This window comes from Ruficoccus amylovorans, assembly GCF_014230085.1.
GTDB lineage: Bacteria > Verrucomicrobiota > Verrucomicrobiia > Opitutales > Cerasicoccaceae > Ruficoccus > Ruficoccus amylovorans.
Genome location: NZ_JACHVB010000032.1, coordinates 46,660 through 61,092 on the forward strand (window position 1 = coordinate 46,660; position 14,433 = coordinate 61,092).

Here is a 14,433-nt window from a genome sequence, read left to right on the forward strand (position 1 = left end):
ATTCCAGTTGCTTGGATCGGTTATCAGCGGGATTTATTGGGATGTGTGGAGTGTGATTGATATTGCGAAAAGAGGGGGTCTCTGGGTACGGTGACTGACATGCGCCGTCTCCCCCTTGCGTTGCTTCTGTTTGCGGCTGTGCGTTTGGTCGCCCTCGATACCCTCGACCCGGATTTTGCGCCGGAATTTCGAACGTTTGGAGGAGTTTCTGGACTGGCAGTGCAGCCATCCACGGGGAGCGTTTACGCACTCGTCTCAGCCGAGTTTATTGGGGAGCAGGAGTTGGCTACGCCCCTTGTCCGGCTTAGCGCGGCGGGGGAGTGGGACGAGAGCTTTCAGTTGAGCGCCGACGGGGGTATTGGCGGACTAGCGATGCAGCCGGACGGCACGCTGTTGCTATGGGGGGATTTTACGCGGGTCAACGGTCACGAAACCAGGAACGTGGCTCGCCTTCTGGCTGACGGAACGGTGGACACCGCGTTTCGGCTGGTGGATGACCTGCTGAGTTCCGACATTGCCTCTTTGGGAATACTGACGGTAGTCCCGACTTCTTCGGGCGACATCTACGTCGGTCTGTATGCGATGTTAGGCGGTGTGCCTGAAACCGAACAGGACTGGCCGAGGCTTGTGTACCGACTGACTCCCAGTGGAAGCGTGGATACCGCTTTCTCCCCCGCGACCAACGCGGTACTGGAAGGGGAAGTCGGCTTTGGCGAATACCGGATCGACAGCATTTGCCCGGATTCGGCGGGTCGAGTGCTGATCGGCGGGAGCTTTTATGCGGTTAACGGCGTGGTGCAGCCCTGCCTGGCCCGTCTAAATGCGGAGGGGAGTCTGGATGAGACCTTCGCTCCCGTGCTGGATGGCACCGTGAAGGCCATACTGGAAGCTCCGACCGGTGGTTACTACGTGGGCGGGGAGTTCACAACGGTTGGCGGAGAGGATCAACTGTACCTTGCGCGGCTGACGGATACGGGGGCACTGAATCCTTCCCTGAGCGTGCCGTTTGCTGACGACTATCATATTTATCCTTATGGCCCAGGCGTTTCCCTGCTACACCTCGACCATGAGGGGCGTCTGTGTGCGTGGGGAGAATTCTGGGTGGATGAGCAAGCTTCCAGGCTGTTGCGTTGCGCGCGTTTTGATGTATCCGATCAGTGGGAGACGGAATTTCGCCCTCGTGTGCGATGGTCGCAATGGGTTGCACTCCTGCCGGGGGGAGACCTGCTGACTGGCAGCGTTGGCAGTAGCATATTGAATGGCGTGCTGATGGCCCCGCTGTGCCGTGTGGAGCCGGAGAGTGGTGCCGTGACCGGCTTCGGTCCGGAATTGCTCAGCAGACATTACCCGGAATTCATTCGGCAGCGGCGAGACGGTAGTTTGCTGGTTGGCACGCGGTGGATCAAGAGGGTCGATGGGCGAGATATGTCGGGGTTGATCGTGCTGAAACCCGACGGCACGCTGGACCTCGCTTTTAATCTGGAATGGAGCCGTCATATTTCGGATGCGCTTGCTTTGCCGGATGGGCGCATTCTCGTGGCAGGGACGTTTTCCACCATCGGTGATGTGGAGCGGAGGTCTCTTGCGTTGCTGGATGAAAACGGTGAGCTGATCCCGGCTTTCGACTTGGGAAGCGGTCCTGACATTTCAGCGGATGGCTTGTATCTGCTGCCGGATGGAAAGGTGCTTATCACGGGCAGTTTCAGCCGAATTGATGGCGAAGATTTTGATCGAATGGCGTTGCTCGATTTGAGTGTGCTGGATGATCCGGAGTGGAGTGGTGACTGGCGAGACGGGCTGGTCGCGATGGACTTTCGCCCGCAATTTGATTATCATCTATGGATTGATGACGTGGCGGGGATGAGTAATGGCGACATTCTCATCGTATCAAGATCCTCTGTCGAAGTAGGAGGACTTAGCATCAAAGGGCTGGCCCGGATGCGGCGCGATGGGACGCTTGATCCGGACTTTAATCCTGCGGCGCAGTTTTCCTATTTCTATCCGAATAAAGTCTGTGTCGATTCGGTCCGCGGGTGTATTTACGTTGGAGGGCAGATGTCAGCGGTAGAGTCGCGGTATGTCTACCGCCTGTTGGCGGATGGGACGGTCGATCCGACTTTCGTTTGTGATAGCAGGCTTCGGTCTTTATATGCAATGCGTCTGGACGGAGAAGGCAGGCTGATGTGCATAGGCTCCCATCGTTTGTCTGCGGGAACTTGGTTGTCTAGTACACTGGTTCGTCTCCAGTCGGATGGTTCGCTCGATCCGGGGTTTGACCTTGGAGGCGAAGACCTGGGCTACTACAATCTCGACCTCCTTCTCCAGCCGCCGGATACGCTCTATCTGATCGGCTCGTTTGCTAGCCTTCAGGGCCAGCCGAGGAGCGGGCTGGCGAAAATCAACCTGACTGATCCGATCCGGTCGCTGGCGCAGGTGATGCCGATGGCCGCGAAGGAAGGCGAGCCAGCGACGCTGCGCTTGAGGCAGACCGCTCCCGGTGAGAGCTATGCCTGGTACTATGACGGTGAGCGTATCGAAAATTCCGATACGGCGGAGTTCACGCTGGCGGGATTGGACTTTATGGATGCGGGCAAATTCTCCGTGCGCATCACCAACGCGGCCGGAACCACCACCTCGCAAGCCGCGCTGGACATAACAGAGTACACCCTGCGCGAGTGGATGAATGCCTATGCTCTCGGTGGAGCGGTTTCGCCGGATGAAGATTCTGACGGTGACGGTTACTCCAACCGGGCCGAGTACCTGGCCCGAACCGATCCGACCGACCCGGTGCTACGGCCCGGCACGCGACTGGAGGCGGTGGTTGGCGGGAAGGCGATCAAGTGGCCGGTCATCCCCGGACGCGAGTACCTGGTGGAGACGTCCGTTGATTTGAAAAGCTGGGGCTCCGCAGCGGACGCGGCGTTAGCGGGGGAAGGACAGTTTGTGCTTCCCGATTCGACGGAGGACGCTACGCGTTTCTGGCGGGTGCGTATCAGCAAAACGGATACAGTCTCCACGGACTGATCCTTTGGGGATCGTTTCCCATGCTTATCGCAAGAACCAGGCGAAAGTTGCTCTAGTTGCGGGACTCGTCCTGGGCGCTCTGCTGGAAGAACTCGTGCAGGACCTGCATACGCTTTTTCTGGAGGTTTTCCTGGTGGACTTCCTCGGCGGTGCGCTGCTTCTCCTTTTTGGCCATCTCGCGTCGCATGCGCTGGAGCGCCATGTTCTGGAGCTGGCGGACGCGTTCGCGGGTGATGTTGAAGTACTGGCCGACCTCTTCGAGGGTCTGCGGGCGGTCGCCGCCGATGCCGAAGCGCATGCGGATGATGTCGGCTTCGCGCTCGTCGAGGGCGTCGAGCATGGCGTTGACATCGGTGAGCATGGACTTGCTCTTGAGGTTCTCAAAGGGCGTGGGGGCATTTTCGTCGCCGACCAGGTCGCCAAACTCGGTGTCGTCGTCCTCGCCGACGGGGGCGTCGAGCGAAGTCGGGCGCACACTGACGCTCTTGAGGTGGGCGATCTTGTTGACCGGCATGCCCATTTCGAGGGCGATTTCCTCGTTGGTGGGCTCGCGGCCAAAGAGTTCCTGCAAGGCGGCGGTGAGCTTGCGCATGCGGGCGATCTTGTCCACCAGGTGGACGGGCAGGCGGATGGTTTTGCTCTGGTTGGCCAGGGCGCGCTTGATGGACTGCTTGATCCACCAGGCCGCGTAGGTCGAGAGCTTGCCGCCCTTGTCCGGGTCAAAGCGTTCGACGGCCTTGATCAGGCCGATGTTGCCCTCGCTGATCAGGTCGAGTAGCGGGAGGCCAAAGTTGGCGTAATCGTGCGCGATCTTGACCACCAGGCGCAGGTTGGCCTCGATCATGTGCTGGCGGGCCTTCTGGTCGCCCTTGCGGATGCGGCGGGCCAGTGCGACTTCCTCGTCCGGCTTGAGCAGGGGAGTTTTACCGATTTCGGCCAGGTAGAGCTTGATCGCGCTCTTTTCGGAGTGGGGGAGGTCCGCGAGAGTCTCGGGCTCGGGCACACTCACGTCGGGCCGGTTGATGTTCAACGGTTGGTCCGCATCACGCGGAACACTAACCTGTTCACTCTGAGCAGGCTGCTTATGTGAGGAATTGGCCGACGGCTTGGCGGTTTCTTCAACCGCGGTTTGCGACGCCGACTTCCTGGGTGTTGCCTTACGGGAGGGCATATATGAATCAGTACGTGGCGCGGGCATTACCTTGTTAAGCATAGGTTATCTTAGCTATTTGCCGAGATAATGCAACCGCTTTGAGCATTCCTTTCGCCTTGTTGACAGTTTCCAGATACTCATGTTCCGGTACTGAGTCGGCGACGAGGCCCGCACCTGACTGAATAAATAAAGTTTTTTCCTTTAAAAGGGCCGTGCGGATGGCGATGCACGAGTCGAGGTTGCCGTTGTAGCTGAAATACCCCAGTGCGCCGCCGTAAATACCCCGGCATTGCTTCTCCAGTTCGGCAATGATCTGCATGGCGCGGATTTTGGGCGCGCCGCTGAGGGTTCCGGCCGGGAAAGTCGCCCGCATCAGGTCGAACGAGCTTTGCCCGTCGGCGAGCTGGCCCTCGACCTGAGAAACGATGTGCATAACATGGGAATAACGCTCAATAATGGCGTAATCCTTGACCCGGACAGAGCCGATTTGGCAGACCCGGCCGATGTCGTTGCGGGCGAGGTCCACCAGCATGAGGTGCTCGGCCCGTTCCTTGGGGTCGGCCAGGAGGTCTTTTTCCAGTTCGGCGTCCTCGGCGGTGGTGGCCCCGCGCGGACGCGTCCCGGCGATGGGACGGATCTCCACCCGGCCCTCCGTGCTGCGGACATGAACCTCGGGCGAGGCCCCGATGACGGAAAAATCCTCCGTCTCGAACATGAACATGTACGGGGACGGGTTGACGATGCGCAGCGCCCGGTAAAGGGCCAGCCCGTCCTCCTCGTAGGGGATTTCAAAGCGCTGGCTGCCAACGATTTGGACGGTGTCGCCGGCGCGGACGTATTCCTTGGCCTGCTCGACGATGGCCATGAAGCCCTCTTGCGTAAAATTCCCCTGCGGGACGGTGATTTCGGGCACCTCGCCCAGTGGGATCGGGTCGAGCTGGTGTTGCCCGGCATGAAGCTCCTTGAGCGTCTCCTCAATGGCGGCAGTGGCGTGGGCGTAGGCGGCTTTGGGGTCGCCCGGATAGTCGTCGAGCCGCGCGTTCGAGCAGATGCGCAGGGTCTGCCGCACGCGGTCGAAAACCACCACCGTGTCCACGATGGCGTAGCACATCACGGGCATGCCGAGGGTGTCCTCGGCGGCGCGGGGGACGGTCGGCTCGATATTGTGAATATATTCGTGCCCGAGGAAGCCCACAGCCCCCCCGGTGAAGGGCGGCTCGTCCTGCGCGCGGACGGGGTTGAGGCCCTCCATCTCAGCCTCGACCAGCTTGAGCGGGTCGGCGGGGGTGGGAAGCTCCTCGCGGGTGCCGTCGGCATGGGTAACGAGGGTTTTGTCGGCCCAGGACGTGATGACCTTGCGCGGGGCCGAGCCGAGAATGCTGTAGCGGCTGATGTGCTCGCCACCCACAATCGACTCGAACAAAAAGGCGGGCTTGCGCCCGCGCAGCCGCGCAAAGGCCGAGACGGGCGTCTCGAAGTCCGCCGTCACCTCGGCGTACACCGGGATGAGGTTGCCCTGCTCGGCCAGTTGGCAGAATGCGTCCTGTGTCGGGTAAAATTTCATGGTTCGCGCTAAAGCCTAGTAGTGAAACCGAACCTGCGCGATGAGTAAATCCCCGTTTTCGACCGTGTACACCAGCCGGTGCTCGCCGGTGATGCGCCGCGACCAGAAGCCCTGGAATTGGTGCTTGAGCGGTTCGGGCTTGCCGAGGCCGCCGAAGGGCTCACGCAGGCAGTCGCGGATGAGCTGGTTGACGCGCTTGAGGACTTTTTTGTCCGTCGCGACCCAGTACTGGTAATCCTCCCACGCCTGTTCGGAGAAAACGATCCGCATGGGCGTCATTCGCTGAGTTCGCGCTCGGTGCCTTTCCCGCCGCGCAGGGCCGCGATGGAGTCGAGCAGGCGGCGGGCATTGGCCGGGGAACTGGCCAGATGAGCCGTCTCCAGCAGCGATTCGTACTCCTCCTGCGCCAGCATGACCACGGCTTGGCTGCGGTTGCGGGTGATGATGACCGCATCCCTGCTGTCGCAGACATCCTGCATGGTTGCCGCCAAATTCTCGCGAGCTGCCGTGTACGTGATGGCTTTCATGTGTACAGGATCATGTACGGGCTTGAGCGGGCTTGTCAAACTTTCAATGCGCCTTCCTCAATCGGTTGACTTTGGGAGGCTTGCTGAATCCTGGCTATGAACTGCTGCTTGTCGGCCTCGGTGGCGAAGACGCGCTTGGGTACGGTGCAAAGCCCGTGAGGCATGAAGTCCAGCTCGATGAAGGAATCGTCCTCGCGGATGTTTGCCAACAGATTGAGTCGAAAGACCAAAGCCGTTGTCCCGCTGTCGCAGGTCAGCCAGCCGGGATAGAGGAAGTATGTCGTCGTGGTGGTTTTACACGCATCCCGGTTTGATTTTATGCAGGCTGTGATGTTCGCGATAGCCCTGGGCACATGGGAAAACCAATCGGCGAGCCCCGCAAATATAACGGCTGAAATAATAATAAAAAGCTTCAGACTGAAGTTAAAGCTGTCGGGGAGCTGAGGGGCAATGGCTATCCCAATGGCAGCGACAAGCAAGCACGACCCGTAGGTAGTCTTGGCGCGCACTTTCATACTTCTTGGGGTGCGTTTGTAGAGACGTATCTGCGGCTCCGCAGACTCTTCCAGCGTCGGTTCGTAAGTCAGTAGAATATTGTCGGGCATGAAGATGGCATTGATAAAAGAGCCCGGCCGGTCGGTAGATTACTCCACCGTGGTAATGTAGATTTCCTATAACAGTTTATTTCGGCTGAAGTGTTTTGTTTGTGGGCTTTTTTTTAGTCTCAACAGTCAGGGTTTTAACATATGGTCCCTCTGGGGTTTGGCCTGTTTCGTCGGCCCGATCGGGGTTTAAATATCCGTTAACGTACGGTAAGTGGAATTTGATTTTAAGTTGGTGTGTCCTCTTATCGATCGTGCGCACTGAAATATACTCGATAATGCCTTTAAGAAAGTTTTGGCATTCTTTCTCAGTCATGTCATCCAACTCATTGAGTTTTTCTGAATATTTTGTAAACCAATCACTTAACTGCTCTTGGTGGTCGAAATTATACAAAGTCTCTTCGAGCTTTTCCTTTTCCGCTTGGGCAACCAGCATCCGGCGTTGGATCTCGGATATGACTTTCATGAAGCTGAGGCGAGTGTTGCTTGTCTTCTCAAGTAGATGATCTGCCTCCAGTATGGTTATTTTGGACCGGATATCATTGATGTCTTTGGTAAGTGTCCTAATCCGGGCTTTGATTTTTCGTCTATCGTCCTTGCTGGGTAGCTGCTCTTGATTCTGCTGTAGGTAATGATCTCGTATCTCCTGCTTGAATAGGCCCGAGTTGGCCAAGACTTCCTTTACTGTGCTTACGATGAGGGCATCGGTTTCTTCGATTTTCAGGTATCTACTGTTATCGCATCGCTCTGGGGCATTGGCGTAATTTCTTTCCTTTCTGGGGCAATAGTAGCTAGAGCGCTTTTGGACTGCGTACCGTCTAGCGGAGAAGTGTGCCCCGCAATGATCGCACCGAAGTAAGCCTCGCAGGAGGTAGAAATGTTTCTGGTTGCTTTCTTTTGCCCTGAATTTTGACCGCCGCTTCTTCTCTTTCTGTGCCTCAATAATCAGCGTGGCAGGCAGTAGGCTAGGGCAGACGCTCGTGTGTACATTATCGTCTCTATTGTCTTTGTAGGTGTAGCTTCCGCCGTAATGCGTATTGGTTAGCAATTTTTCTATGGACCCAAGGCTCCAGATAGGCTTTTTCCGCCGTGTCATCACCTTGTTTTCAAGAAGCTTATTTCGTATCCATCTGACGGTCTGCCCCTTGCTGAACTGCTCGAAGATGAATCTCACCCATTTAGCTTCATCTGGGTCGATTTCTAGCTTCTTGCTTATGAGCTTGTACCCATATGGAGGGGGGCCGCCCATCCAGTAGCCTTCTTTGATCCTCTGGACTTTGCCTGTTCTTGTTCTTTCTGTTCTAAGTGTATTATCATAGGCACTTATTAGCGAAAGGAACCCGAGGGTTAATTTATCGGTTTCATTTGATAGCTGGTAGAGGCCGGAGTTCGTGTAGAGAGTGACTGCGTTCTTGACCAAGCTTAGGCGTATCATGCTCCAGGTGTTCTCGTTCCGTGAGAGCCTGTCGGTGTTGTAAACCCAAAGGTGCTTTACTCCCTTGGCTTCAACGTGATCCAGAAGAGATGCTAGGATTGGCCGGTTGCTCAAGTCATCATGGCTACTTGATCGCCCGCCTTCATTCCAAATACGATATTCAAACCCCAGCCCTTTTGCCTTTTTGATTCCTTGCTCTTTCTGCGAGTCGAGAGAGGTTCCGTCTTCCTTTTGAGCTTGGGTACTGACCCGAGTGTAGATGTGGAGTATTTCAGACAAGGTCTACTACCTTTCTTTGAGACTCAGAGTCGCATTCTATGTAACGTTGGGTGGTTTGGAGGTGCTTATGCCCAGCGATGGCCTGTACATCACGTATAGAGCCCCCAACTAGGCTTATTTTTCGTGCAGCGTTGGTGATAAAGGTTCGTCTCCCAGAATGAGAGGAACAGCCAATGAAGCCAAGCTCTCGATACCAGCGTTGGAACATATTGACGATGACCTGCGGGCTTGTTCTGTCCGAACGTTCAGACCGTACGACGTATGAAGCCTGTATCGTAAAGCCATCTATAGGCTGTTCGATGTGGAGTAGCTCATCTAGGGCAGTATAGACGGTCTTATTCATGGGGATAGTCCGTCCAGAGCTACCTTTGGCTGCGCTATCGGTGAGGCTGATGGTATGGGTTAGGCGGCCATCAGAGTCTACGACCATTGACCATCTTAAATTGGCTATCTCTTTGGCACGGAGTCCGGCTTTGGCCGAGAGAAGGAAGATCGCATTGTTTCGTATCCCATTTCTGCCGTTCCGCAGGTAGGTACTTATCGCATCGATCTGCTTGCTTGAAAGTGTCTTTGATTGCTTACCAAGGGCCATTTACTGATTATTTTATATAATAAAATTAGTATAATATAATCAGTGCTGAGCGTAAAATAAAAAGTCCCAAAATAAGTGAATGGTGGCCAACGACTTGTGTAACTGATTATGGAATTTATATTCTATAATATACTGATCGCAATATCGTGAGGAAGTGTCGTGGAGATTGTAAAAAAGTCTTGATGCTTATGGTTATAATTCAATGCTGGCACTTATGAGTGGCGAAAAAAAATGGTCGGTAGAAGACTTGGATACGATCAAAATCTTGCTTGATGCAGAAAATCCTCGGATCGATGTCAGGCAAAATGCGACCCAAGACCTGATACGTAAGCGATTATTGGAAACGGCTCAAGTTGATGAATTGGCCAAGAAGATCATCAAGTTCGGCGGATTATTTCCTGGCGAGAGAATTATTGTTACAAAAGAATTCGGTAAGTACGTTGTTTTGGAGGGGAATCGCAGAGTATGTGCCTGCCAACTGCTGCTAGACCCTGACCTGATTCCATCTGGGTATAAAAGCTCATTTCCGGCCGCTGATTCAGTGCTTCGAGAGACTATATCCAGTAGTGCGGTGGAGATTGCCCCAAGCCGTGAAGCTGCTGAGGTAACTATTACGCAAAAGCACTCAGGATCAGGTGTCCTTGAGTGGACACCTGCGGCAAACCATCGACGGATGAAGCGGTTGCTCGATCGAGGTCACTCGATTGATGAGGTTGCAAATAGCTTTGGAATCAGAAAGTCAGATTTCAATAGGTATTTAAGGGAGGGAGAGATATTGCAATATACCGTAAATATGAAGTGCTGGAGTGCAGATGAGCTAGATCAGCTTAATAGTCCTTTTATCAAGACGAACCCCTTCACACGATTTTTTACGTTGAGTGGTGTTAAGGATGCCGTTGGCATTAAATATGACAATGGCTATAAATTAAAATGGACAAAGAAGAGGGCTGTCCATGATTTATGGATAGAGAGTATCGCTCGTGGATTTTTGCTTAAAGGGGCGGCTGGAAAGCCAATATTTAACACTCGTTCTAAGCCAGATGATGTCTTTAGTAAAATTACTTCAACCTCATCGTTATTAAAAAGGGATTATTTAAAGCAAGCCTCAGATATGTCTTTGGGCACAGTCCCTGACGGACAAGCTAAAGCGTCTGGAGGGAATGCTCTCGATGCTGAGCCTAGTGATGACGGAAATACAATACCATTCCCGCAGAAATCGAGCTCAGATGATGCTTCTGATCCTAGTTTGGTGAATAAGGATACCCCAAGTAAGCCTCATTCTGTTGGTAAGTTCTTTGAGAAGCTTGAATGTAATGTATCTGATGATCGTTTAAACGCACTGGCCAAGGAGATTAGGCAAATTCGATACCAAAATTATCCAATATCAGCTACTTTTTTATCACGTGCCTTACTTGAGTCATCATTGATCTACTGTATCAAGGCAAAAAAAGTTTATGGAGATATGATGAAATCTGTTCCGTCCAATTATAAAAAGGACCCGGGCTTGAAGCATATTATTAAATTCTCAATAGAAAGAGCTGATGATATATTTGCCAATCCTGAACGTGTAAGATCGTTGCTAAATCGGTGGCTAACGAACCATAAAGACTACTGCGATTTGGTTGTGCATGGAGAGTGGATTAAGGCAAACAATACGACCCTAGAGCAGCTTGCCTCAGAGACATTCTTTTTTGTGCAAAAGGTGCTAAATGGTGATATTTAGCTTCATATGTTATGTTGGTAAGTCCCTTAAGGTATCCGGGTGGCAAGCAAAGTCTAGCTATCCACGTTGAAACAATAATTAGGCAAAATTTGCTGAACGGTTGTGTGTTTTACGAGCCATATGCTGGCGGTTCTGCGATAACTTTGTCTTTGTTGTCAAATGAGCTAATAAGCTCTGCTGTGCTAGTAGAGAAAGACCCGCTTATATACGCATTTTGGAAATGTGTTTTTGAGCAGCCAGATGGTCTGTGTTCGTTGATCAAGCGAACTGACGTGTCTGTAGATACATGGCGGTCTATGCAGAGATATATGCAACCTCATGCAATTCAGAATTATGATCTTCTTTCCCTAGGATTTGCGGGTCTATTTCTTAATCGAACTAACTTCTCCGGGATAATTAGTGCAAACCCAATAGGTGGTATAGATCAACAGTCAAGGTATAAGATTGATTGCCGTTTTAATAAGGATAGAATTATTGATACAATACTTAAAATATCACGATATAGAAAATTGGTAGAGGTTGTATATGGTGATGCTATTCAAGTTCTGAGTCGAAGAAAACGAAGACTGGCTAAAGAAAACGTTTTAGTATATATAGACCCGCCGTATTATGTCCAAGGTGAGCGGCTATATCGCTATTCTTATGATGGGTTAGGACATCGAAGGCTGGCCGAGTTTATAGATAATCAAAACTATCCGTGGATCGTTAGTATTGACAGTCATCCAGACATTTTAGATTTTTATAAAAACCAAGTAATTGTTCCGATTCAGTTTAACTATGTCGTAAGAAAATGCAAAAAGGTTGATGAACTGCTTATCTCGAATATTCCTCTCGATGAAATTTCTAGGTGCGTCATCAAGTCGCAGGATATAGATTTAGGAGTTCAAAGAGAAATACTATAGTCGATTGATGGCTATGGTGTTACTCTTTTTTTGCTTTTTTAATCTCTATGGTTCTGTTGCCTTTTTGGAGATACATCAGATATATAGGGTCCGGTAGATAGGTGGTGCCGAATTGGCCAGGCTTGATATAAAAGAATCCGATATTGGGTATTGCTTGGTCTTGAAGGACTAGGGCATGCCCCACCCGGATGGCGGTATCACCAAACAATACTTTCAGTTCTTCCCGTCGTGGATATCTTAGGTCACATGCCTTTTCCCAGTCACCGTCTTTGCTCTGCTTTAGATACAGTTCATATTTGCCAAGGGGTGTTCTATCGATGCGAATGTTGACGTTATCGTCTCCATTACTGAAGTATCCTATCAGTGGATTTTCCTCAGCCAATAGATACGAGCTAAGGGATAAAAATGTAATAAATAATGCGAATTTTCTCATGGGAATGGCTGGGGACTGGGATGTAGTGTGTTAATTGAGCTTCATTCTTACTTTCTCGTCGGCCTTGATCAAAAGAGTCCAGCCTGGTTGCAGGAGTAGCTCTTGGCTGACCTCAAATACGTCTACTGTCTTGACGCTTATGCCAGGATTGATGTCACTCAGCGCCTTTTGGTTCAGGCCATCAATCGTCGAGGCAAGAGCACTACTAGCTCCCACGGCTGGTTCATAACGAGCTAGGTCGGGTGAGAGTAGCTCTATGCGTGGGGCATCAAAAGCACTGATTGGGGTGCCTGTAGTGTTTTTATAGCCCCAAAGTACGGCTACAAAAGTGGCACCCTCGGAGGCTTGTTCTGAGTAGAATTCATTGCCGACTGACGCAAATTCCTGGATGTCATAGACCGTAATCTCGTATTCTCCGGTTTGTGTTGATCCATCGAGGGGCAAGATTTCTTCTGGAATACGGTTTTCCTCTTTAATGGCTTGATCGACAGCTACTGCGGCTCCGGTCACGAACAAACCGCCTACTAGCAAGAATCCGCCAATTCCTAGAATGGCGATTACAGCAAAAGCGATGATGGCGATCATGCAGCCATTTTTCTTTTTCTTCGGTTGTTGAGGGACGTCTGTCTCGGGCATGTTTTAGTAATGGGTTAAGTGACTAGAGTGCGTTACAGCATCGGGTTATTATCTGTAGGATATATCCTACAGATTGGCCAATGTAAATCTTTTATAATCATGGCTTGGATATTAAGCATGCATTTGGCCGTGTAATCGCTCGCAGAAGGAGTCAGTTGAAGCTTTCACAGGATAGCCTGTGCGAACGGGCAGGGATAGACCGGAGTTTCCTGTCTGAAATCGAGAACGGTAAATTTCAGCCGACGTTGACTACGATTTTCTTGATTGCTCGGGCTCTTGACTGTTTCCCGTCAGAGATAATCAAGGAACTGGAGGACTTGGATCCAGTAGTGGAACCTTGAGAAGGCATCAAGATGCCTGATGCCTTGCGGCATACCTTTGTAGATATGAATCAGAATTATCTTAGGAGAACTCTGTGTACTGTCTGAATGACTTTATTCTTTGATATATAGGATATTATATACTCTAGGAATTTGTTATTTCTGTATATAACAAAGTATCAAGGGGCTATTTTGCTCCGCGGATTCCAACTTCTAAGGAATCATTTTTGTGCTGGGTTGAGGTGGTCAAGCGGCGAAGTGTAGTTTGAGGTTGTTGGGAGAAAGGAAGTGTAGGGTTTTGCGTGGGCGTTGGTTGAGTTGGGCTTCGATGTGGGCGAGCCTAGGCTCGCCCACATCGAGGAAGTTTGTGCCCTTGGGGAAGTATTGTCGGACGAGTCCGTTGAAGTTCTCGACGCCGCCTTTTTCCCATGAGTGGTAGGGCTTGCAAAAGAATCCGGCTGCGCCGAGGGCCTCACTGACGCGCCGGTGTCCGGCGAACTCCAGCCCGTTGTCATAGGTGATGGTGTGCACGCGGTAGCCTTGCAGGACGCCGATAATGGCCTCAGCGGTCTCGTTGGCATCTTTGCTTTGCAGCAGCGCCAGCCGCCCATAGCGGCTCTTGCGCTCGTAAAGACTCAGCAGGTAGCCTCCACCCCGGCAACCGGCGATGAGGTCCGCCTCCCAGTCGCCGTAACGCTCGCGCCGCTGCACGATCGCAGGCCGCAGCTCAATGTCCACGCGGGCCGGGAGCTTGTGGCGGCTGGCTTTGTTCTTGTGCCGGTAGCGGCGTTTGCCGTTGATGCGCAGGTGCCGGTAAAGCGTGCCCCCGCGATCACGGTCAGCCTGGATAAACGTGTAGATGCTCGTACGCGAAGGCGCCGGACGCCCCTGCCGCCGCAGAGCTCCGCTGATCTGCTCGGGGCTGTGCTTGCACTCAATCCGCTCCCGCACGAGGGCCTCCAACTCTCCCTCGATCACGCGGTGACGACGACGCTTGCACTGCTGACGCCCAAGCGCCTTGGCATGCGCTTGTCCAGGACGATACCCGCGCAGCCCCCGATTACGACTCAGCTCCTTGCTGATGCTCGATTGAGAAAACCCCAGAAAATGGGCGATCTCGCGCTGACTCTTTCCGGCTTTACGCATGCGATAAATAATGGGACGATCCTCCACGCGGAGGCGACGGTAGCTTCTTGTTGACATGTTGGTTCTCGCAAACCGCCATGCTTAAGCACCCTCTCGC

At 52.6% G+C, this 14,433-nt stretch carries 14 protein-coding genes; 4 read left to right on the plus strand and 10 right to left on the minus strand.

Translation table 11 applies throughout. The annotated features are described in order from the left end of the window. The first annotated feature begins 99 nt into the window (after positions 1-99). Positions 100-3,024, plus strand: a complete 2,925-nt coding sequence (locus H5P28_RS10510) for a hypothetical protein (RefSeq protein WP_185675661.1) — start codon at positions 100-102, stop codon at positions 3,022-3,024. Positions 3,025-3,076: 52 nt separating this feature from the next. Here the strand turns inward: H5P28_RS10510 and H5P28_RS10515 are convergent, their stop codons facing one another. The 7 genes from H5P28_RS10515 to H5P28_RS20000 all read right to left on the minus strand — a co-directional run bounded on the left by H5P28_RS10515 (position 3,077) and on the right by H5P28_RS20000 (position 9,176). Next, positions 3,077-4,054, minus strand: coding sequence for a sigma-70 family RNA polymerase sigma factor (locus H5P28_RS10515; RefSeq protein WP_246456044.1), 978 nt, complete (start codon positions 4,052-4,054; stop codon positions 3,077-3,079). A 175-nt stretch (positions 4,055-4,229) separates the two neighbouring features. After that, positions 4,230-5,741 carry an anthranilate synthase component I gene (trpE, locus tag H5P28_RS10520; RefSeq protein WP_185675663.1) on the minus strand — a complete coding sequence of 504 codons (1,512 nt, stop codon included), beginning with the start codon at positions 5,739-5,741 and terminating at the stop codon, positions 4,230-4,232. A gap of 15 nt (positions 5,742-5,756) precedes the next feature. Then, entirely contained in the window at positions 5,757-6,011 is a 255-nt protein-coding gene (locus H5P28_RS10525) for a Txe/YoeB family addiction module toxin (protein WP_185675664.1), read from the minus strand. A 5-nt stretch (positions 6,012-6,016) separates the two neighbouring features. Then, positions 6,017-6,268 carry a type II toxin-antitoxin system Phd/YefM family antitoxin gene (locus H5P28_RS10530; protein WP_185675665.1) on the minus strand — a complete coding sequence of 84 codons (252 nt, stop codon included), beginning with the start codon at positions 6,266-6,268 and terminating at the stop codon, positions 6,017-6,019. A gap of 35 nt (positions 6,269-6,303) precedes the next feature. Next, positions 6,304-6,873: a hypothetical protein gene (locus tag H5P28_RS10535; protein ID WP_185675666.1), complete on the minus strand. Its 570-nt coding sequence runs from the start codon at positions 6,871-6,873 to the stop codon at positions 6,304-6,306. 76 nt (positions 6,874-6,949) lie between these two features. Then, positions 6,950-8,584, minus strand: coding sequence for a recombinase family protein (locus H5P28_RS10540; RefSeq protein ID WP_185675667.1), 1,635 nt, complete (start codon positions 8,582-8,584; stop codon positions 6,950-6,952). Then, positions 8,577-9,176 carry a tyrosine-type recombinase/integrase gene (locus tag H5P28_RS20000; protein WP_185675668.1) on the minus strand — a complete coding sequence of 200 codons (600 nt, stop codon included), beginning with the start codon at positions 9,174-9,176 and terminating at the stop codon, positions 8,577-8,579. The genes H5P28_RS10540 and H5P28_RS20000 overlap by 8 nt, the downstream gene beginning before the upstream one ends. Before the next feature lie 214 nt (positions 9,177-9,390). On the opposite strand from H5P28_RS20000, the gene H5P28_RS10550 reads away from it, so the two are divergent. Continuing rightward, positions 9,391-10,899 carry a hypothetical protein gene (locus H5P28_RS10550; RefSeq protein ID WP_185675669.1) on the plus strand — a complete coding sequence of 503 codons (1,509 nt, stop codon included), beginning with the start codon at positions 9,391-9,393 and terminating at the stop codon, positions 10,897-10,899. An 11-nt stretch (positions 10,900-10,910) separates the two neighbouring features. Further along, positions 10,911-11,801, plus strand: coding sequence for a DNA adenine methylase (locus H5P28_RS10555; RefSeq protein ID WP_185675670.1), 891 nt, complete (start codon positions 10,911-10,913; stop codon positions 11,799-11,801). 19 nt (positions 11,802-11,820) lie between these two features. Here H5P28_RS10555 and H5P28_RS10560 read toward each other — a convergent pair whose 3' ends face one another. Next, entirely contained in the window at positions 11,821-12,234 is a 414-nt protein-coding gene (locus H5P28_RS10560) for a hypothetical protein (RefSeq protein ID WP_185675671.1), read from the minus strand. Positions 12,235-12,264: 30 nt separating this feature from the next. Beyond that, a complete protein-coding gene (locus H5P28_RS10565) occupies positions 12,265-12,870 on the minus strand; it encodes a hypothetical protein (protein WP_185675672.1) in 606 nt (201 codons plus the stop codon). Positions 12,871-12,974: 104 nt separating this feature from the next. Here H5P28_RS10565 and H5P28_RS20005 point away from each other — a divergent pair, with 104 nt between their 5' ends. Then, on the plus strand, positions 12,975-13,211 hold the full coding sequence (locus tag H5P28_RS20005) for a helix-turn-helix domain-containing protein (protein WP_185675673.1): 237 nt from the start codon (positions 12,975-12,977) through the stop codon (positions 13,209-13,211). 225 nt (positions 13,212-13,436) lie between these two features. Here the strand turns inward: H5P28_RS20005 and H5P28_RS10575 are convergent, their stop codons facing one another. After that, on the minus strand, positions 13,437-14,393 hold the full coding sequence (locus H5P28_RS10575; protein ID WP_281398168.1) for an IS30 family transposase: 957 nt from the start codon (positions 14,391-14,393) through the stop codon (positions 13,437-13,439). Between the last annotated feature and the right edge of the window lie 40 nt (positions 14,394-14,433).